Origin of the sequence: Paraglaciecola sp. 25GB23A (genome assembly GCF_040012495.1) — a bacterium.
Taxonomy (GTDB): Bacteria; Pseudomonadota; Gammaproteobacteria; order Enterobacterales; family Alteromonadaceae; genus Paraglaciecola.
Genome location: NZ_JBDYKM010000001.1, coordinates 913,193 through 932,092, shown reverse-complemented (window position 1 = coordinate 932,092; position 18,900 = coordinate 913,193). Strand labels below are relative to the sequence as shown.

Sequence of the window (18,900 nt, the reverse complement as noted above, 5' to 3'; positions counted from 1 at the left end):
TTAATAACTATTGGTTTTTCAATGCAATGAAATTAACAAAAATGCCTTTGCTAAACAATGAATCTCAAAATTGTTTGCGAGTATTTCCCAATTTTGTAAGCGCTACTCCGCAAATAAACTTATTAGCGGCGAAGCTCACCAAAAAACATCCTCTTTACGCCTAACAGCCTCTGCCAATTTCGCCTTAATCCTTGGTTGTAGGGTAATTGAGCCATTTTAGTTTTAAACAGCTGTTATAGTCTTTAGGCTTACTGACACATTCGCTAATTCAAATAACTGAGCTATATAAACAAGGGGCTCAGTCTTCAAATATCAACAACAAACACCAAAGGACAATATGAAAACGTTAATAATAGCCACACTAATAATACTAGTTGATAGTGCCTGGACTAACAGCGTTGCTGGCGACTTTGCTGACGGACCTGTAATTTTTACTTATGGCAAACATGTGCCTGTGCAGCAAGACATGAAGCTTGAAAAGCCTGCTGTACTCAAGGTGGTATTCGACGTGAGTGCAGCCGGTAAAGATGGGGCGCTCAATAGAGGCTTTGACAGTGTCGCGCGTTTTTTAAATATGCATGCTGCCAACGGCATATCAACTAACGACATCTATTTGGCAATTGTGATACATGGTGCTGCCAGCAATGAGATGTTGAGTAATTTGGCTTACCAGAGTAAATACGGTAAAGACAACCCTAACAGTGAGCTGCTGTTGGCACTGCTGAAAAATAAGGTAAAGGTGGTTTTATGTGGACAATCTGCGGCCTATCATCAAATTGCAAATAAGGACTTGATAGAAGGTGTTGACATGGCCTTATCCGCAATGACGGCCCACACAATTTTTGCGGCAAAAGGATACAGTCAAAATCCCTTCTAATTAGTTGATCATTGAAATATTGCAGAGGGAACCTACCGACTTTGGCTAATAAAAAACTGAATTAAAAACATTATGCAACATTTCTGAATCGCCACCTTAATACTGCTACATTCTTGATCAAACCTACAGATTACCTCTTTTTTGTTCATATTTTTTTTAGCGAGCGGTTAATTTAACAATCTTATGCTAGGTAATATTTAATGATTAATATCGTTTATATCGAACCTAAGAAAAATCTAATTGAAGAGACAGATCTGAATTTATAACTGTTTAACTTTTATTTAGCTGCTTCACAAATAAGCTCTAAGCTTTTTATTTGTTTTAAATTTAAGCATCTAAAGATGGTAATTGTTAAGAAAAATAATAATATGAAAGAACTTAACTGTGTAAAAGGATGGAAAAATGAAAAAAGTACTGCTAGCTACAACATTATTAAGTTTTGTTTTATCCACAAGTGTATTGGCTAAATCAGTCAGTATCCGCGCCGATCACTGGTTTCCTATGAATGGTGATCCCGATAGTGGCGATGAAGGATTTATGATTGATATTGCCAGAGAAGTGTTCGCTGCGGGAGGTTACACCGTTGATTATAAATTGATGCCTTGGGAACGTGCTATTGATTCAACTCGCAAAGGCGAGACAGATTGTATTGTTGGCGCTTATGTTGACGATGCACCAGATTTTCTTTTCCCGAGTGAAAACTGGGGAATGGATGTGACAGGCTATTTTACTAACGCAGATTCAACGTGGTCATTTTCTGGGCTCAACTCATTATTAGATCAAAAAGTGGGAGTAATTGACGGTTATGCCTACGGTGAAGAATTAGATGTCTTAGTTGCTGAGCGCAAAGATGTATTTAAAGCGGTTTCTGGCGGTAATTCTCTGGAAACGAATTTAAAAAAATTGCTCGCCAAAAGAGTCGATGTTGTTGTCGAGTCGGTTGCTGTTGGTTTAGCTAAAGTAAAAGAGCTGAATCTAGCCGACAAAATAAAGTTAGCTGGTAAAGATAGCACCTCTGCAGAAATTTACATAAGTTGCTCCCCAGTAACAGCCAATGGTAAAGAATTAATAGAGCTGGTCGATAAACAAACTGCAGCGTTGCGAGCATCTGGTCAATTAGAAAAAATACTGACTAAATATGGTTTAAGCGATTGGAAGTAATTGGGACTAGATAAAAATGAAAATAACAGATTCAATTTCATTCCGACTTATTATGTCAATTTTTATAGTCGTCGCGAGTTTAATAGTTATATCAAGCGTCATTAACTATTCTATGCAAAGCACCAGATTTGCTGAAAAACAAAAGAGCCAAATCGATTTAGTAGAATCGCGATTGCAATTGAATCTACCTGCTTCAATCTGGAATTTCCAAGATTTACAGATTGAAGCTATTTTAAAATCTGAACAACAATCGACCGATGTCGCCATGATTCAGTTATTTGACAAATCGAGCTCCCTGGTAAGTCAATCTCCTGGCAGTCAGACCGATAACTCAGTAAAAGTAAAGTTAACCTTTGTAGAAGATGATGAAACCAATGACGTAGGGTACGCCGTGGTTTTTATTGATGAATCAGAAATAAATGAAGAATTAAGTAGAATGGCAATTAATGCCATGATTGAGGGGATCATTCTCATTTTATGCCTAATTGCTTCCTTTTTCTTTATGTTTGCGAGATTGGTTATGCTGCCTTTATCTAAAATTAATTCGGCATTGTTAGATATTTCAAGTGGCCAAGGCGATCTCACTAAGCGCTTAAAAGTACGCAAACAAGATGAGCTAGGCTCAGTAGCATCCTCGTTTAATATCTTTGTCGAAAAAATTCAAGGTCTGATAAAAACACTGCAATTCTCTGTCGAACGAAGTTCATCGATTTCCTACGATGTCCTGCAATCGGTTGAGGACAGCAAAGGCTATTTGTTAACTCAGCAAGATGAAACTAATCAGGTGGCAGCAGCCATTACGCAAATGTCAGCATCATCTAAAGAAATTGCCCGTAGCGTGCAACTGACAGTAAGCGCAGCAGACAAAGCGAGTGAAGATGCTGAACATGTTTCTAACATTATTCAAGCATCCATATCGTCTATTGACGAACTATCAAATCATCTTAATGAAGCAACTAAGGTGGTGTCATCGTTGGAAAATGATGTGGCCGGTATTGTCTCAGTATTGGATGTGATTAGAGGCATAGCCGAGCAAACAAATTTGCTAGCACTTAATGCAGCGATTGAAGCGGCGCGCGCGGGAGAACAAGGAAGAGGTTTCGCCGTTGTTGCAGACGAAGTTAGAGCCTTAGCTAGCAGAACACAACAAAGTACTGCACAAATTCAAGCGACTATTGAGTCATTACAATCAGGGGCCAAATCAGCGGTAAAAGTAATGGTGGACAGTCAAGATAGAAGTAAATCGGCGGTCGAGCACGCCCAAACTTCTGGCGAATCAATCAAGAGTATATTGGCTTCTACTGAACAAATAAACGGTATGGCTCTGCAAATTGCGAGCGCTGTTGAGGAACAAAGTACCGTCGCTGCCGACTTGAGTAATAACATTAATCGCATTGTTTCATCTGGCCATGACAGCTTAAAACAACTTGATAAAATGACGGCAAACTCCGATGAAATGAATGCAAATAGTCATGAACTTAAATCTGTAGCTCAACAGTTTAAAGTATAAATTTACTTAGATTAAGATTGAATATTTTTTGGAAAGTGGTAATCCATAAAATGGTCAATCTTTGCTTTCAGACTTAAGGTGCCTATTCTATTTAAGTCTATTAAGGGCGGCTCATTGTTGAGGTTTTTATGATGAACACAATTGAATTTACACATGTTAGTGTTTATTAGAACACTGATATTCATCAGCTTGTTTAGTTGCAGTCTCAGTTTTGCCTCTCAAAAACTCATTTTTTGTTACGAATTGGCAGACTACCCACCTTATATCAATTCACTCGACCCAGCAGATAATACAACTGGCTATTTAAACGAGTTAATTTCCCAAACAGGAAATTCACTGGGTATTGATATTGTATTTAAGAGAGATTCATGGGGCCGATGTAAAAAGAAGGTATTGGATGGCAGTTATCATGGTCTGTTTGCAATGATTGCAACGCCCGAGCGAAGTGCACAATTTGCGTTTCCGCAAGATGCTCTATCAGCCCCCTCTCGCTACCTTTGGCAAGTCAATTACCCAATATTTTATCCCAAAAGCAAAGGGCTTAATTTGTCGAGTTACCCTAATCAGTTTTCGACGGGTTTAGGCGCACCATTTGGTTATGTTGTGCATCAAATTTTAGCAAACAAAAAACTGTTAACGCCACATAACTATACGGCTGAAGAAGGCTTAAAACTGGTTGCCCAAGGGAAGTTGGATGGCTATGTTGTAGAAAGCGAAATTGGCAAACTCATTTTAGAGAAGTTAGGAGAGATAGACAGAGTTGATATTAGTGAGGAAATCATCTTGACCTCCTATTGGTTCTTACCGTTTTCTCGGCAATTTTATCAGGAAAATCCTGAGTTAGTGGAGCTGTTTTGGACTACACTCAACAAAAACCGCCTTGCTTATCGGCCAGTATCGAGGGCTGATTCTGGTTCATCTAGTCCAACTTCAACAAATTAAACCATTTAAACTTAAAAGCCGAGCTACATTTGACTTAAAGATGTCAATAAAAAATAATCAACGTTAGCCTCACCAAGGGCAAGAATATTCATCTACAACTCATTAAGCTTGAACATAGACCTACCGAACATCTATCTAATAGTTCTAATGACGCAAAACCACTTTGTCATTCTTTAGGTTTCGATAATCCGCCTTAACATTGCCATCTCTCTAATTTATGCTTTTTTTACAGATAAGGCTTACTCTAACCGCCCTGAAGAGAAGCTCTGCTTTTGACAAAGCGGTTATACCTTATCTTAGCGAGACAAAAATACGGTTTTAGTGATATTCGTGGAAAGTATGACTAACACAAGGTACTAAAAATTATTGCTGCATCAAATGAATTAAGCAAAAAGGTAAACCGATGAAGTGAATTTATTTCGGTTTACCCAGTTACATTATCCGTTTGAATTTAAGTTACTAAATTGTTCAAATGCTTGCATTGCATCAGCGGCATACATTAATGACGGACCACCGCCCATATAAATGGCCATTCCCAGCGTTTCTTCTATTTCCTGTTTAGTGGCGCCAAGGGCAACTAAGGCTTTAGTGTGAAAGCCAATGCAGCCATCACAGCGAGTGGAAACGCCAATGGCTAAGGCAATCAGTTCTTTGGTTTTTTTGTCTAATACCCCATCAGCCGTGGCGGCTTTTGCCATGGCTGAAAAACCTTGCATGGTGTCTGGAATGTCCGCTCGCAAAGTTTTCATATTATCGGAAATTCTTTGGGTAATATCAGGATAGGATTTGCTCATCGGGATTATCTCCATAGTTGGATTTAATACTGCAAAACTAGATAGCCAGTTTTAACAGTAGTGTGTTGAAAAGAACGACAAATATAGTACATCTATTTAACTGAGTGAATTCTACTGTTTTAATATAAAAAACATAACTGCAAAGGCAGGTTTGTAGATATGTTGTAATGCGTTTTTTGTTCCTTCACTACCAAGAATTAACAAAAGTAAGATTTGTTCCATTTGTTCATAACGCTGAACAAGGTAAATAAAATGCTTATCAATTGAAAGTGTTGCTCTGCTTGGGCATAATGCTGCTCGACATTTACTCCCAACTAAAACGTAAATGCAGAGACTTAACAAAAACTGCATTGGGGGTCTATATTTATCAAACTAAATCAATCAGTTAATCGATATTAGTTAAGCCACGATATGACGGTGAAGATTGAGTTAAGGAATAGTATTAAAAAGGAGTAGCACCGCCACAGTAGTCAATATATGAGTAGTAAACGATGATGTACAGTTCTCCATACAGATTATTAACGATCCTTTTTATTGCCGTTTTATTTACCAATCCGGTTCTTGCAGTCGATACCTCGACGTCCATTACGGGTTCGGTTCTATCTGAATCGGGCAAAGTACTTACAGGCGCTACCATCGAAATTACCCATATTCCTTCTGGTACAAGTAAAATGCTCAATACCAATCAGGCAGGGGAATATCGTGCTCGTGGTTTGCGAGTGGGTGGTCCGTATACCATAACGGTTTCATCTAAGAATTATAAAACCAAAGAATTTACTGATATTTTTTTGCGCTTGGATGACAACTATACACTGTCTACCAACTTGGCAATAAATTCTGAAGTTGAAGGTATAACGGTGCTGGGCAATGCTGAGTTATACCAACGTCAAGGCACCTATAGCATATTCTCAGAAGAGGACATTGATCAGGCGGCTTTGGTCAATCGCGATATCAAAGATCTCGTCCGTATTAATCCTCTTGCTGTAGTCGATCCTACAGGTAACGAATTAAGTATTGCCGGTAGCAATCCTAAATATAATTCCTTTAACCTTGATGGAGTCGCGGTCAGTGACACCTTTGGTTTAAACGCTAATGGCTATCCGGCGCAACGTCCACCAGTTTCACTCAATGCCATTAGTCAAATCTCAATTGATTACGCACCGTTTAACGCTCGAGCGAGTAAATTTACTGGTGGAACGATTAATGTTGTAACAAAATCAGGTAGCAACAATTTTTCAGGAGATATCTTTTACGAGTCAACACCAATCAATGGCAAGGCGATAGATAATAGATTGAACCTTGATAGTGAAGGTCAAGCGACCAAATATGAGTTCAGTAATGACGAAGTGACCTATGGCGCGACATTGGGAGGAGCAATTATAAAGGATGAATTGTTTTATTTTGCCTCTTACGAAGAATGGTCGGATGAAATTATTTTTAATTATGATTTGGATACCCTTGCAGGTCACAGAGTAACAATCAACGAAACACAGCAGGTATTGGACGCTTTAAGTACAGTCTATAAACTCAACGATTCTATTGGCAGAGTTCCACCATCAGACAGTGACAAAAAATTATTATTAAAGTTAGACTGGAATATTAACAATTCACATCGCGCGGACTTTACCTATAACAATCAAAAAAATAGTGCGGCGCTTAATTATACTAATTCAATCAGTCGGGTTAATTTTGCCTCGAATCAATATTCGCAAGATGCTGAAACCAGTATATTCACTAGCCATTTATTTTCTGATTGGAGCGATAGCTTTTCAACTGAGTTTAGTCTTGCTTATAAAGATCACGAGCAAGCGGCTAACACCGCATCTAACTGGGGGGAAATTAACATTAATACCGCCAGTGGTAATATTGTTGCTGGTCAGGACAGAAACCGTCACGGAAATGTCAAATCCAACCAAACCACCAACTTGGCCTTTCACGGTTTATACCTGTGGGATGACTTAGATTTTAAATTTGGTGTTGAGATAGAAGATGTTAAAAATTCAGACTTGTATGCCAGAAATGCGGCCGGTCGATGGTTTTTTAGTTCTATCGCCGATTTTGAAAATAAAATGCCTCGCACCGTAGAATACTCCAATGCATATACTAATGATATGCGTGATTTAAAAGCAACGATAGAGTCGACTAATTATGCTTTTTACCTGCAGGCTAGCACTGAAGTATTTGATGATTTTATGCTAAGTGCGGGGCTCAGGTATGAATTACTTTCGGTCGATAGTGCACCAAACTTTAATGCTAACTACTTTGCCACCTACGGCATTAGCAACACCGAAAACATCGATGGTATTAATATTTTATTGCCTCGAATCAGCTTTAATTGGCAGTTTTCTGAACAACTTGTCTTACGTGGCGGACTGGGTCGTTACACTGGCGGCACGCCACTGGTGTGGTTTTCAAACGCCTATACCAACGATGGCGTAACCAATACTAGCGCAACATCAGCTGCTGTCGCCGCTACAATTGCTGATCCTGCCAATATCATATTTGATTCGGTTCCAATCAGTTTACAAAACTCTTTGGCGGCGGGGAACGGTTCAACTAATACCATTGACAGCAATTTTACTATGCCTTCAGACTGGCGATACCAACTTGCTGCGGATCTACGTTTTGATGTTCCTGGGCTTGGCAATAATTTTTTATGGTCAAGTGAATTGATCTATGTGCAACGCCACGATGCCGCTTTTTGGATCGATCAATCCCGCTTTAAAAGCGCTGAAACAGTGGAAGGTCGTACGATATGGGACAATATTTACGGCACTGAAAGTCGTTTTGATATTCAGTTAAGCAATAGTAAAGATAGCGGTGACAGCACCATACTAACCACTTCGCTCAATAAACGTTGGGACAGTGGACTCAAGCTAAATGTGTCGTATACCAATCAAAATATTACCGAAGTTAATCCAGGCAATGCCTCTAACGCAGATTCGAGCTATTTTGATGAGGTTATTATCAATCGAAATACCCCGCTAAAAGGCCGTGCATTTTATGAGATTGAGCATAGGTTTGTGCTCAATCTTGGCTACGAAAATGAATTTATTCAGGGTTACAATACCTCGTTGAATTTATTCTGGGAACGCAGTTCTGGCCGTCCTTTCTCATGGACCCTTGGCCGTGAAAGCCGTAATGATTTTGGCGATCAGCGCGCCAATACCAATGTTTATTTGCCTTATTTGCCGGCCAGTGCCAGTGATCCTGCCTTTGATTTTAGCAACTTGAGTTACCAACAAATTATGACTATTGCCAAAGAGGCTGGAGTGGATCAATATGCGGGTGCTTACGTGCCTAAATATTCAGGTACCCAGCCCTGGTTAACCACCATGGATTTAGCTATTACTCAGGAATTACCGGGCTTGATGAGTAATCACAAAGGCCAGTTGTATTTTATCATCGATAATGTTGCGAATCTGCTTAACAATAATTGGGGTAAGGCTTATGGTATTTCATCTAGGCAGCAAGTACTCTTTGATGTTGATATAAATGCCAATGGGCAATATATTCTCTCAGAGGCGCGGACCGGAACCAACACCCTTAACTATAACCAGTTTAGGGTTGAGCAGTCGGCTTGGAGTTTAAAAGTTGGCGTGAAGTATCAATTTTAAACCACACTAAAGTTAGCAGATAAATAGCAAACCGGTCACCCAAGAGTTTGAGTGGTGGCTAGTTAATCAAATAAGGTCAACACTATTTGGTTCGTTTGTTCGTTTGTTCGTTTGTTCGTTTGTTCGTAAAAAAGGATTTTGTTTGCAGATTTGTCCAATCAAATATTTTTGCTGGGTAATGTCCATATTTTTTATAAATATCCATTTAGTCTCAGCATCTGAATATAAATTTGAACTCCTCAATGAAAATGATGGTTTTTCCTCGTCCATTATTTTTTCTATCGCCCAAGACCAAAGCGGCTTTTTGTGGTTTGGTACGGGTTATAATGGCTTAATGCGTTATGATGGTAAAAACATCGTTCAATATCAAAATGATCCAAGCAACTTGAATTCTTTGCCCAACGACAATGCGGGCAACGTGATGATTGATAAAAATAATAATCTTTGGATAGGAAGTTGGGGAGGAGGTGTTCTAAGGTACAACCAAGAAAAACAGAAATTCACTCAACATCAACATGTCCCTGACCTTAGCAATACTATCAGTTCAGTTAGAGTCCAAAATATATTTGAAGATCAGCAAGGAGAAATTTGGTTAGGCACTGATAATGGCCTTAACAAATTCAATCCTAACTCTCAAGATTTCACGCAATTAAGACCCAATAAGTGGGCAGTAGCTTTGAATTACAGCAACCGAGTCTGGGGCATAGAACAGACCAATGATGATAGTCTTTGGATTGCAACAGAATATGGGCTGAGTCTTCTTGATAAGTCAACGAACGATCTTACACATTATTCCCCAGAACCTGAGAATGTACCCTCACCGATAAATAAAATACGGCAAATAACGATTGGAGCGAATAATACACTATTTTTAGGTACTCAGAATGGGGTGTTGCGTTTTGAACCCACAATAGAGAAATTTACTAAATTAGACGTAGCCCAAAATATAAGTATTGGTCCGATATATTCAATGATTAAAACAAATTTTGGCCAATATTGGGTGAGTAGCGACAATGGTGTATTTGCCTTTTCAGATGAAGATTTGCAACTAAAAAAAGTAGAACTGGACTTTGATGATCGCTGCAGTCAAAGCCTATTTCAAGACAGACAAGGTATTATTTGGCTAAGCTGCGAGGGGACCGGGGTTTATAAAATAACCAGAAAAAATACATTTAAAACCTTTAATGATCATAGAATAAAAGCTGCCTATAGCTTACTGGCCACAAAGGATGAAAGTCTATTAGTTGGTACAGCGCAAAATGGGGTATACAAATGGACACCCGGTACTAACAAATTAACTGCACTAGGTCACAGAACAAAGACGACTGTTCAGCCAGAAATTAGGTATATGACACAAACGTCAAAAGGTGACATTTGGTATGCCAATTTAGAGGCTTTATATAAAGTAAATGCTGATGGGATTCAACGTCAAATAGAACCAACTGCAACAACAGAAAATAGAGAGTTATTCAGGAGATTTGTCGATTTAAAAACAGATGAGCAAGATAATATTTGGGTCGCGACAACAGGTGGTGTATTTGTTATTCATGACTTGGACTCAGATTATGAATATATTCAAATCATAGATTCACAAGACCCAATAACATCTTCAGCTAAACAGCCATCAACTTTATATTTGGATCCTAATAATCGGATGTGGATTGGGACCAATGAAGGGCTATATTTTTGGGATAAACAAACAAAAAAAGTCAAGCTATTCGATGACTTTGAAACGCTAAATCTGGGTAGCAGCCGGCAAAAGTATATTGTTTCTATTTTTCAAGACAGTCAGCAGCGTCTTTGGGTCAGCACGATTACTGGGCTGTATTTATTTAATCAAGAAAAGGCAGAATTCAGTGTTTATAACAGCCAATTTTCTAAAATAGTAAATCAAGAGATCTTCTTTATAAGTGAAGATGAAAGAGGCAATTTGTGGTTTGTTACAACCAAAGGCCTGAGTAAACTAAACCCCATTAATGGCGATATTCGCCATTTTGACAAAAGTGATGGGCTACCAGATTCTAGATATTATTACCAACCTACCAGCCCCCCTTCAGATGGAACAATATACTTCTCAAGTAGGGATGGAATTTATTATTTTGACCCTAATTCGGTGACAGATGATGCTTTAAGTGAAGATACTCTCCTGACTAATTTTGGCATTTTGGGTTCAAACAAAACGTATAATATTGCAAAAGCAGAGGTCTCGGGGCTTAGACTTAATTATGATGAAAATAATGTCAAATTCGAATTTGCGACACTGGACTTTCTAAATGCTCGACAAATCCAATATAGTTATAAACTTGAAGGATTCGATCAAGATTGGATTGAAAATGATAACAACACTTCAGCTAATTATACCAATTTAGGTGGGGGCGATTATACTTTCAGAGTAAGAGCGGGTATCAAAAATAACCAGTGGTACCCAAATCAATTAGCGGTTAATTTGCATATTAGCACCCCGTTTTGGCAACAATGGTGGATGTTTGTTTTTTATGGCTGCCTAGTAATTTTGGGGATTTATTACTATCTACAACGACAAAAACGCGCGGTAATTAAGTTTGAAAGACAGGTTGCAGAAAAAACCGCTTCTATTGCCCTTGAATCAAGCAAATTAGCCTCGGCAAATAAAATAAAGACCAAGTTTTTAGCCAATATGAGTCATGAGATTAGAACCCCATTGACGACCGTAATTGGTCAAGCAGAAGCGATTATTTGTCGTGAAGTAGACCCCAAAGATATATACAAAGAAGTTGAAATCATTCATGACAGTAGTCTGTATTTATTAGACTTACTTAACGACATCCTTGATTTAACCAAAATTGAGGAACATAAATTTGAATTAGAGCCTGTCCCACAAGACTTACATGGCTTATTGAAAAACATTAATACTATGTTTTCACTGCAAGCTAAAGTCAAAGGTTTGTCTTTTACACTAGTAAAGGACTTACCGACCCCCTTTATCGTTAACGTTGATGGCTTACGTTTAAAACAAATTTTAATTAATTTATGTTCCAACGCGGTAAAATTTACCCTGGTAGGTCATGTTTGTCTGAAAGTTTCAACTCAAGAAAATAACCTAGTGTTTAACATCGAAGATTCAGGTATTGGGATCAGTGAGAGTCAACGACAGCAGATCTTCGATAGCTTTACCCAAGGTGATAGCAGTATAAGAAGACGATTTGGTGGTTCTGGATTAGGCCTGCATTTATCCACGCAGTTGGCCAACTTGATGGGTGGCACAATTACGGTTAAGAGCGAACTCGGTCTCGGAAGTGTGTTTACATTTAGTATTCCAATTAAAGTGATATCTGCAGATACTGAATTACTGCAGAAAAAATCCTCAATACGCGTTTCCTACGCCGAAAATTTATTTAGTGGTAAAATATTGCTGGCTGAAGATCACCCTAATAACCGCAGATTAATTGCCAGATTGCTCAAAAATTTAGGCTTCACCGTCTTTGCAGCCAGCGATGGATTAGAGGCGCTTGATTTATATTCACAGCACGCACCTGATGTTGTCTTACTTGATATTCAAATGCCGAATATGGATGGGATCCAAGCTTATAATACCTTACGCGATTTAGGTTGCTCACAGCCGATCATTGCATTAACCGCAAATGCAATGGAAAACGAAGTCGAATATTATAGCGCTCTAGGTTTTGATGGGTACATCAGAAAACCGATTGAAAGACAGCTTCTAATCGCGGCGTTAGCGCAACATTTCAGTAGCAAAGATGAAGAGGTGGAGCAGAAAGCAGTCAACGCTCTAGGTAAGGTTGATATGTCGGATTTAGTTGTCGAATTTAAAAACAGCTTATTGACAGAAAAAGAACAATTCATTTTGCATGGCGCAAACAATGATTTAGAACAAATTGAAAAACAGGCCCATCGTCTTTGTGGCGCGGCTCAGTTGTTTGGTTTCACTCAATTAAGCAATATAGCGACACAACTGGAAAGCAAGATTAAAAACAAGATCTATGATCCAAAAGAAATACCCAGTTTATTGCAGAATTTACTAGATGAAATTGACAAGATAATTGCAGAGTAATATCTCACTCGATTACCACTCTTAGTGTTTCACTTTACTTGAGCCGACTTTAAAACAGTCTTTATTCAAGATATAGTTTTTACCACCATTAATTTGGCATTCTGAACCACAGCTTCTTTTGATGGCCCGCATGTGGCCCCCGCATTATTTAACCTCAGTTCTGGATAAGAAATATATATTCCGAAGGAACTAATAGCTCGTTCCAAGATCCGATCGTTCGACCAAGAATAATAAGACCAAAAAGGAACGAGCATGGATAAATTAGTAGAAACGTATTGTGATGTCGATGATTTCTGTGAATTATTTATTGAACAGTGGCAACGCACACTACTTGAAAATGGCGAGCTGAAACGCCGCAGGGATTCCAAATTATCACCCGCTGAAGTGATGACGATAATCATCCATTTTCATCAATCCCATTATCGCGATTTCAAAAATTATTATCTGCATTATGTCAGTCGTCAGCTTAAAGCCCATTTCCCTGAATTACTCAGTTACACACGGTTTCTAGGCATATCATCGAGTGTGGTCGTGCCGCTGTGTAGCTACCTGACATCAAAGCTCGGGAAACCAACGGGGATTCAGTTTGTCGACTCCACTAAAATAGAGGTGTGCCACATTATGCGAGCCAAGCGGAACCAAGTATTTGCTGGTGTTGCTACACACGGAAAAGGCACCATGGGGTGGTCGTTTGGCTTTAAACTCCATTTAATCATCAACCACTTAGGTGAGATCGTTTCTCTTAAATTAACTAAAGGCAATGTAGATGACCGCCAACCTGTACCAGAAATGGCAGACTCATTGTTTGGTAAGTTATACGGCGATAAAGGGTATATCAGCAAAGCCTTATCGGGGGAATTATTGGATAAAGGTGTTGAACTCATCACGACCGTCCGTAAAAACATGAAGAAAAAATTCATGTCACTTTGGGACCGAGCTATTCTAAAAAAGCGGTTCATTATCGAAACGGTCAATGACCAATTGAAAAATATATCTTACATCGAGCACTCTAGACACCGCAGTATTCATGGTTTTATGCTGAATTTACTCGGTGGATTAATCGCTTATTGCTTGAAAAATGAGAAGCCTTCTTTAGATTTAACAGCTCAAGAATTTGAGCTGTTAAATAACCATAGTTTAATGCTGGCTTAACCAGATCTCAGGTTATTTAGGTATTAACCTGCAGTTTATTTTGATATTTCCAGCTCAAAGCCTTCGTCAATCCAACCTGTTATACCGCCAGCCATTAACTTCACTTTTCTGCCAAGTGTGGCCAAGCGCACAGCTCCTCTTGCAGCCCCATTACAATGAGGACCGGCACAGTAAGTAACAAATAAAATATCTTTTGGCCATTGCCTTAGTTTTGATTCAATAATTTTACTATGAGGTAAGGATATCGCTCCAGGGATGTGACCTTTATCAAACAACGCTTTGCTGCGTACATCGAGTAAAACGAATTGTGAAGGGTCAATACGTAAACCTTCGTGGGTATCCCAACAATCGGTTTCAAACTCAAAGGTTTGAGTAAAATGGGCCAAGGCTTCTTGGGGCTCTGCGGCGGATATCGCGGTGACTGGATGATGCATAAGGTTTCCTTTTCAAATATCAAGTCACTATTGTTGCAGAATAAAATCCAAACTAGAATTGGCATATATGCCAAACATGATAAATAAAATGCCAAAATTTCCTGTACCTAAGTCAGCTAAGCGAGTTGTCGCCCTGCTCTACCCTAATCTCTGTTTGTTCGAGTTCTCCTGCGTGGCTGAAGTATTTGGACTAGACAGACCAGAGTTAGGACACATATATGATTTTGCTACCGTTGCCATTGACGATAGAACCGTTAAAACCCAATTCGGTGGCACACTGCAACCAAGTATCACCCTGGATGAAATCACGGGCAAAGATACCTTAGTAATACCTGGTTGGTGCGCATTGCATGAAAAAGTGAATGCTACGTTGATCGCTTTCTTAATCAAGTTTAATACTTCTGGTGGTCGAATCGTGACTATTTGTTCGGGTGCTTATCCCGTAGCTTGCTCAGGATTGCTTGACGGTCGGGCTTTATCAACACACTGGCGCTATGCCGCTTTTTTTGAAGAGCATTTTCCCGCCATCAGTATTTGTGCAGACAAACTTTATGTTGATTGTGGCGACGTCATTACCTCAGCAGGCAGCGCCGCGGGTTTAGATGTTTGCCTGCACGTGGTCAGAAAAGACTATGGCAGCAAAATAGCCAATATAGTCGCCAGACGATTAGTTATTCCGCCTCAAAGAGAAGGCAATCAAGCCCAGTTTATTGACATGCCGATCACAGTAAAAAAATCCAATGTTATTGCCCCTCTGCTCGACTACTTGAGTAAAAATATTCACTTAACACATACCATTGCTGAAATGGCGCAAACAACGAATATGAGCGAACGTAGCTTTATTAGAAAATTTAAATCAGCCACAGGCCTGCCTCCCAAAGCTTGGATAATAGGGCAAAGAATGTCCTTAGCTTTACAATTATTGGAAGAAAATGATCTCAATATTGAGGCTGTTGCAGAGAAGTTAGGCTTTGAAAGCACAACGGCTTTTAGACATCATTTCCGTGAAAAATTTAAAACCACGCCCAGTTCCTTTAGAGAAAAATTTCAACTTCGTTCGCCCTAATATTTAAACCTGCAGGTGGCTCAGTAATTCGCTGACTTTGCGCTTAAACGCAGTTGCACTGATTGCCGTATTGATCGCATCAAGCTTTGCAAAGTTAATGAGCTTTTTAGCATAATAAAATTCCAACTTTCCAGTGGACTCAAAACTTAATTCCTGAATTTCGGGGGTGCCACCGTTTTGCTCAAATATCAAAGTGTCTGCCAACCGACAAGCGTAATAACACAAAATCACCTCGCTAAGCTGCTCGGCGGGCAAACTGGTATCTAGCTTGCCCGTAAGCGGTGTTAAGCTATTAGCAATGCTGCTAACTATTTCACTAGGTAATTTCCACTCCTTGGCCAGCACACTGCCGACAATGGCAGCATTAGTGCCTATTAACGTTTGCGACTGTTTTACTCTGTTATATAGGGCCGCATTATCCAGATAAATATTCGCTAATTCAGGCTTAGCGGCCAAAATCGAGATATCGCCGATATAACTTAATAAACAGCGGGTGGATATTTCAGCGGCATTCTCAAAGTTCAGTTCTTTTGCCAAGATGAGACTGATAGAACTCGCTAAAAAACACGCTGACCAAATTCGTTTGTACGCTAATTCTTGACGACGACTCACAAAAGCAACGGTTTTCTCTAAAACAAATTGAGTAGCAATGTTTTTAACTTGGACCACCCCTAAAAATATGATTGCATGATTGATGTTTGTGATGGGCTTTCTAACCCCATACAAGGGTGAATTGACTATAGTAATAATCTTGGCGACTAACTGCGGATCGGTTTTTATAATGTCGAATAGCTCCTTAGGCTCCAATATATTTCTGCTCAGAGGTATCAACATTGGGTGTGGTTTACGCAAGGTTAAAATGTCATTTAAAAAGTCTTCCTTGTGTTGTTGATTTTTCGCATCAAACAATTGAAACTCAAAAAATTCATTTAATCTTGCCAGCTCATCTTCACTGGGTTGATGATTGGCCTCTTGTTGTGCACTACTTGCCATTTTTAAAGACGCAGAACTTGCTACTGAACGAGAATGGGTTTGTGACAAACGACTTTTTTGTGGTGATTTGTTCCAAAGCGTAAAAAGCAGAATGAGCAAAATTAGTACAAGGCTAAGGGAAATCAATAAGTCTATCGGCACTAGGGCATCTTAATGTCAGATTGTATTAACTTGACTATATATCAACAAATCAAATATTGCATTTTTAGCGGGATGAAAAAACCACATGGTCATAAGATAGATGCTTAATCATAAAGTTTAAGCTGCTCACTAATGATGGTCTCAGTGGGGTTAATGTGTTGAAACAAGTAAAACACTGGCCGAGAACGTCGCTTGCTTAGCGTATTAAAATCAAGCAAGCTTTAACAAAATATTTACTTATAATACAAGGATATGTCATGCAGTTTATCAAAAACCGGTTAAATAGCTCTATTCAACTAGCAAGTGCACTTGTGATGTCTAGCCTCATATTCAGTTGCACCGACGCTGTCGTTACCGATGTTCAAAGTGAAACGGTGAAGCCAGCACAATTAAGTGTGCAGTTGTGGTCAGTCAAAGATGCCTTGAGCGCTGATTTTACTGGTACTTTGCGCCAACTGGCAGCCATGGGTTTTGAGGGTGTTGAGTTTGCTGGCAACTTCGGTCAATACGAAAATGACCCTCGCGGTTTACTTAGCTTCCTTGATGAACTGGGATTAAAACCCTCTGGCGCCCATGTTCACTTTGATAAATTCACCCCTGAAAATTTCGATGCAACGGTAGCCTTTTATCAAGATCTTGATTGTCACTATTTAATTATCCCTATGGATGAACGGGCTTTTACCGTTGAGGGCGCTAAAGTGGTTGCGGCAGAATTGGCCGCCTTGCAAGAAAAATTAGCCCCTCTGGGGATGCGCATTGGTTATCATAACCATAAACCAGAAATGCTCGGTGAAATGGGTGAAACCCCTTGGGATGTAATTGGCAAAAACACCAACGACCAAGTTATTCTACAACAAGATGTGGGCTGGACAGAAGTGGCGGGTAAAGATCCTGTTGCCATGGTTAAGGCCTATCCTGGCCGCACTGTTACGACTCATTACAAAGCCTCTGCACCTGAGCCGGGTAATCCTGAAGACCCAATTATCGGCCAAGACACCACTGATTGGCAGGCGCTAATTACTGCCAATCTTAGTGTGGGAGGTACTCAATGGTTAGTAATAGAACAAGAGTCATACCCAGTTGGCATGACGCCAATGCAAAGCGTAGAAGCCTCTGTTAAAGGGCTGCAGAAAATCATTAATGAAATGCAATAGTAGGTTTAGAATTAACTCAGTCAGTCAACTTAAGTACTGACTGAGTATTGCACTTATTTTTCATTAAGGGCATCAAGCCAGCTTATAAGGTCTTTTTTAACTTGCTGATGATTAGTTTCATTCAAAATTTCATGCCTTGCGCCTTGATATAAGTTTAAGCTGACTCGAGATTGCCCAGTTTGTTTATAAGCATTGGCTAATTTAGGTAGGCCCTTGCCCATCAAGCCGACTGGATCCTCGGAGCCGCCCATCAGTAATAAAGGCAAATTAGTCTGCACGGCATTTAAGCTATCGGCTTTATAAAGAGCCAGCAAGCTACTTAAAAACTGCTGCCAAAAACCGGTTGAGCAGGCAAAACCACACAATGGATCGGCAATATATTTATCAACTTGTGCTGTATCACGGCTGAGCCAATCAAACTCAGTACGGGCCGGTTTGAAGGGAGAATTAAATGAACCAAAGGATAAAAACTGCAACAAAGCACTACTTTTATCCGCCCCCAGCCGCACTTTTTCAATACTGGCAACCCACTTCCCTGCGAGGCTCAAGGCGGGGGATTGTAAGTTAGAGGCGGATAGTATCACCCCATCCACATGAGCTTGTGTGTGCGTCAAATAAGACTGCACTATAAATGAGCCCATACTATGCCCAAATAGATAATAAGGTGTCTTAGCTGGGCAAATGGCTTCGCGCACAGCATCAATATCACTGAGTAAATTAGACCAAGATTCATTAGCGAGTAAACAACCTAATCGTGTTTGCTCAACACTGCCATGACCGCGATGATTATGTGCCACCACTGCGTAACCAGCGGCGACTAATTCAAGCGCAAAGTCTGTATAGCGCAAGGCGTGTTCTGCCATGCCGTGATTAATGTGTACCCAGGCTTTGGCCTTGTCATTTGGCCAAACATAGACTTGAATAGAATGGCCATCTTTTGCTTTAACTGTTTGAATTTGCTGCATGAACTACCTATTTGCACATCATATTTAAGTATGATGAATCTGA

The 18,900-nt window shown here is 39.7% G+C and carries 13 protein-coding genes; 9 read left to right on the top strand and 4 right to left on the bottom strand.

Annotated elements, in window-relative coordinates; genetic code table 11:
* The first annotated feature begins 337 nt into the window (after positions 1 to 337).
* The 4 genes from ABKW31_RS04015 (at position 338) to ABKW31_RS04000 (ending at position 4,490) form a co-directional block, all read left to right on the top strand.
* Positions 338 to 877 (top strand): DsrE family protein, encoded by a 540-nt coding sequence (locus ABKW31_RS04015; RefSeq protein ID WP_348614911.1) that lies wholly within the window; start codon positions 338 to 340, stop codon positions 875 to 877.
* Positions 878 to 1,279: 402 nt separating this feature from the next.
* Complete coding sequence (locus tag ABKW31_RS04010; protein WP_348614910.1) at positions 1,280 to 2,038, top strand: transporter substrate-binding domain-containing protein; 759 nt, start codon at positions 1,280 to 1,282, stop codon at positions 2,036 to 2,038.
* Positions 2,039 to 2,150: 112 nt separating this feature from the next.
* Positions 2,151 to 3,548 (top strand): methyl-accepting chemotaxis protein, encoded by a 1,398-nt coding sequence (locus ABKW31_RS04005; RefSeq protein WP_348614909.1) that lies wholly within the window; start codon positions 2,151 to 2,153, stop codon positions 3,546 to 3,548.
* 153 nt (positions 3,549 to 3,701) lie between these two features.
* Positions 3,702 to 4,490, top strand: coding sequence for a transporter substrate-binding domain-containing protein (locus tag ABKW31_RS04000; RefSeq protein WP_348614908.1), 789 nt, complete (start codon positions 3,702 to 3,704; stop codon positions 4,488 to 4,490).
* Positions 4,491 to 4,927: 437 nt separating this feature from the next.
* Here the strand turns inward: ABKW31_RS04000 and ABKW31_RS03995 are convergent, their stop codons facing one another.
* Entirely contained in the window at positions 4,928 to 5,284 is a 357-nt protein-coding gene (locus tag ABKW31_RS03995) for a carboxymuconolactone decarboxylase family protein (protein WP_348614907.1), read from the bottom strand.
* A gap of 491 nt (positions 5,285 to 5,775) precedes the next feature.
* On the opposite strand from ABKW31_RS03995, the gene ABKW31_RS03990 reads away from it, so the two are divergent.
* The 3 genes from ABKW31_RS03990 to ABKW31_RS03980 all read left to right on the top strand — a co-directional run bounded on the left by ABKW31_RS03990 (position 5,776) and on the right by ABKW31_RS03980 (position 14,104).
* Positions 5,776 to 8,901, top strand: coding sequence for a TonB-dependent receptor (locus ABKW31_RS03990; RefSeq protein ID WP_348614906.1), 3,126 nt, complete (start codon positions 5,776 to 5,778; stop codon positions 8,899 to 8,901).
* A 178-nt stretch (positions 8,902 to 9,079) separates the two neighbouring features.
* Entirely contained in the window at positions 9,080 to 12,952 is a 3,873-nt protein-coding gene (locus ABKW31_RS03985) for a two-component regulator propeller domain-containing protein (protein WP_348614905.1), read from the top strand.
* Between the two features lie 252 nt (positions 12,953 to 13,204).
* On the top strand, positions 13,205 to 14,104 hold the full coding sequence (locus ABKW31_RS03980) for an IS982 family transposase (RefSeq protein WP_348614904.1): 900 nt from the start codon (positions 13,205 to 13,207) through the stop codon (positions 14,102 to 14,104).
* Between the two features lie 35 nt (positions 14,105 to 14,139).
* Here the strand turns inward: ABKW31_RS03980 and ABKW31_RS03975 are convergent, their stop codons facing one another.
* Positions 14,140 to 14,538 carry a rhodanese-like domain-containing protein gene (locus ABKW31_RS03975; protein WP_348614903.1) on the bottom strand — a complete coding sequence of 133 codons (399 nt, stop codon included), beginning with the start codon at positions 14,536 to 14,538 and terminating at the stop codon, positions 14,140 to 14,142.
* An 88-nt stretch (positions 14,539 to 14,626) separates the two neighbouring features.
* On the opposite strand from ABKW31_RS03975, the gene ABKW31_RS03970 reads away from it, so the two are divergent.
* A complete protein-coding gene (locus ABKW31_RS03970) occupies positions 14,627 to 15,604 on the top strand; it encodes a helix-turn-helix domain-containing protein (protein ID WP_348614902.1) in 978 nt (325 codons plus the stop codon).
* A 3-nt stretch (positions 15,605 to 15,607) separates the two neighbouring features.
* Here ABKW31_RS03970 and ABKW31_RS03965 read toward each other — a convergent pair whose 3' ends face one another.
* Positions 15,608 to 16,738, bottom strand: coding sequence for an HDOD domain-containing protein (locus ABKW31_RS03965; RefSeq protein ID WP_348614901.1), 1,131 nt, complete (start codon positions 16,736 to 16,738; stop codon positions 15,608 to 15,610).
* Positions 16,739 to 16,995: 257 nt separating this feature from the next.
* Between ABKW31_RS03965 and ABKW31_RS03960 the strand changes: the two genes are divergently transcribed.
* Entirely contained in the window at positions 16,996 to 17,892 is an 897-nt protein-coding gene (locus tag ABKW31_RS03960) for a sugar phosphate isomerase/epimerase (protein WP_348614900.1), read from the top strand.
* 53 nt (positions 17,893 to 17,945) lie between these two features.
* On the opposite strand, the gene ABKW31_RS03955 is transcribed toward ABKW31_RS03960, so the two are convergent.
* Entirely contained in the window at positions 17,946 to 18,857 is a 912-nt protein-coding gene (locus ABKW31_RS03955) for an alpha/beta hydrolase (RefSeq protein WP_348614899.1), read from the bottom strand.
* Positions 18,858 to 18,900: the final 43 nt, after the last annotated feature.

Coding starts and splice junctions, on each gene's coding strand:
- ABKW31_RS04015 (WP_348614911.1), top strand. CDS start 338: ATGAAAACGTTAATAATAGCCACACTAATAATACTAGTTGATAGTGCC.
- ABKW31_RS04010 (WP_348614910.1), top strand. CDS start 1,280: ATGAAAAAAGTACTGCTAGCTACAACATTATTAAGTTTTGTTTTATCC.
- ABKW31_RS04005 (WP_348614909.1), top strand. CDS start 2,151: ATGCAAAGCACCAGATTTGCTGAAAAACAAAAGAGCCAAATCGATTTA.
- ABKW31_RS04000 (WP_348614908.1), top strand. CDS start 3,702: ATGTTAGTGTTTATTAGAACACTGATATTCATCAGCTTGTTTAGTTGC.
- ABKW31_RS03995 (WP_348614907.1), bottom strand. CDS start 5,284: ATGAGCAAATCCTATCCTGATATTACCCAAAGAATTTCCGATAATATG.
- ABKW31_RS03990 (WP_348614906.1), top strand. CDS start 5,776: ATGATGTACAGTTCTCCATACAGATTATTAACGATCCTTTTTATTGCC.
- ABKW31_RS03985 (WP_348614905.1), top strand. CDS start 9,080: ATGTCCATATTTTTTATAAATATCCATTTAGTCTCAGCATCTGAATAT.
- ABKW31_RS03980 (WP_348614904.1), top strand. CDS start 13,205: ATGGATAAATTAGTAGAAACGTATTGTGATGTCGATGATTTCTGTGAA.
- ABKW31_RS03975 (WP_348614903.1), bottom strand. CDS start 14,538: ATGCATCATCCAGTCACCGCGATATCCGCCGCAGAGCCCCAAGAAGCC.
- ABKW31_RS03970 (WP_348614902.1), top strand. CDS start 14,627: ATGCCAAAATTTCCTGTACCTAAGTCAGCTAAGCGAGTTGTCGCCCTG.
- ABKW31_RS03960 (WP_348614900.1), top strand. CDS start 16,996: ATGCAGTTTATCAAAAACCGGTTAAATAGCTCTATTCAACTAGCAAGT.
- ABKW31_RS03955 (WP_348614899.1), bottom strand. CDS start 18,857: ATGCAGCAAATTCAAACAGTTAAAGCAAAAGATGGCCATTCTATTCAA.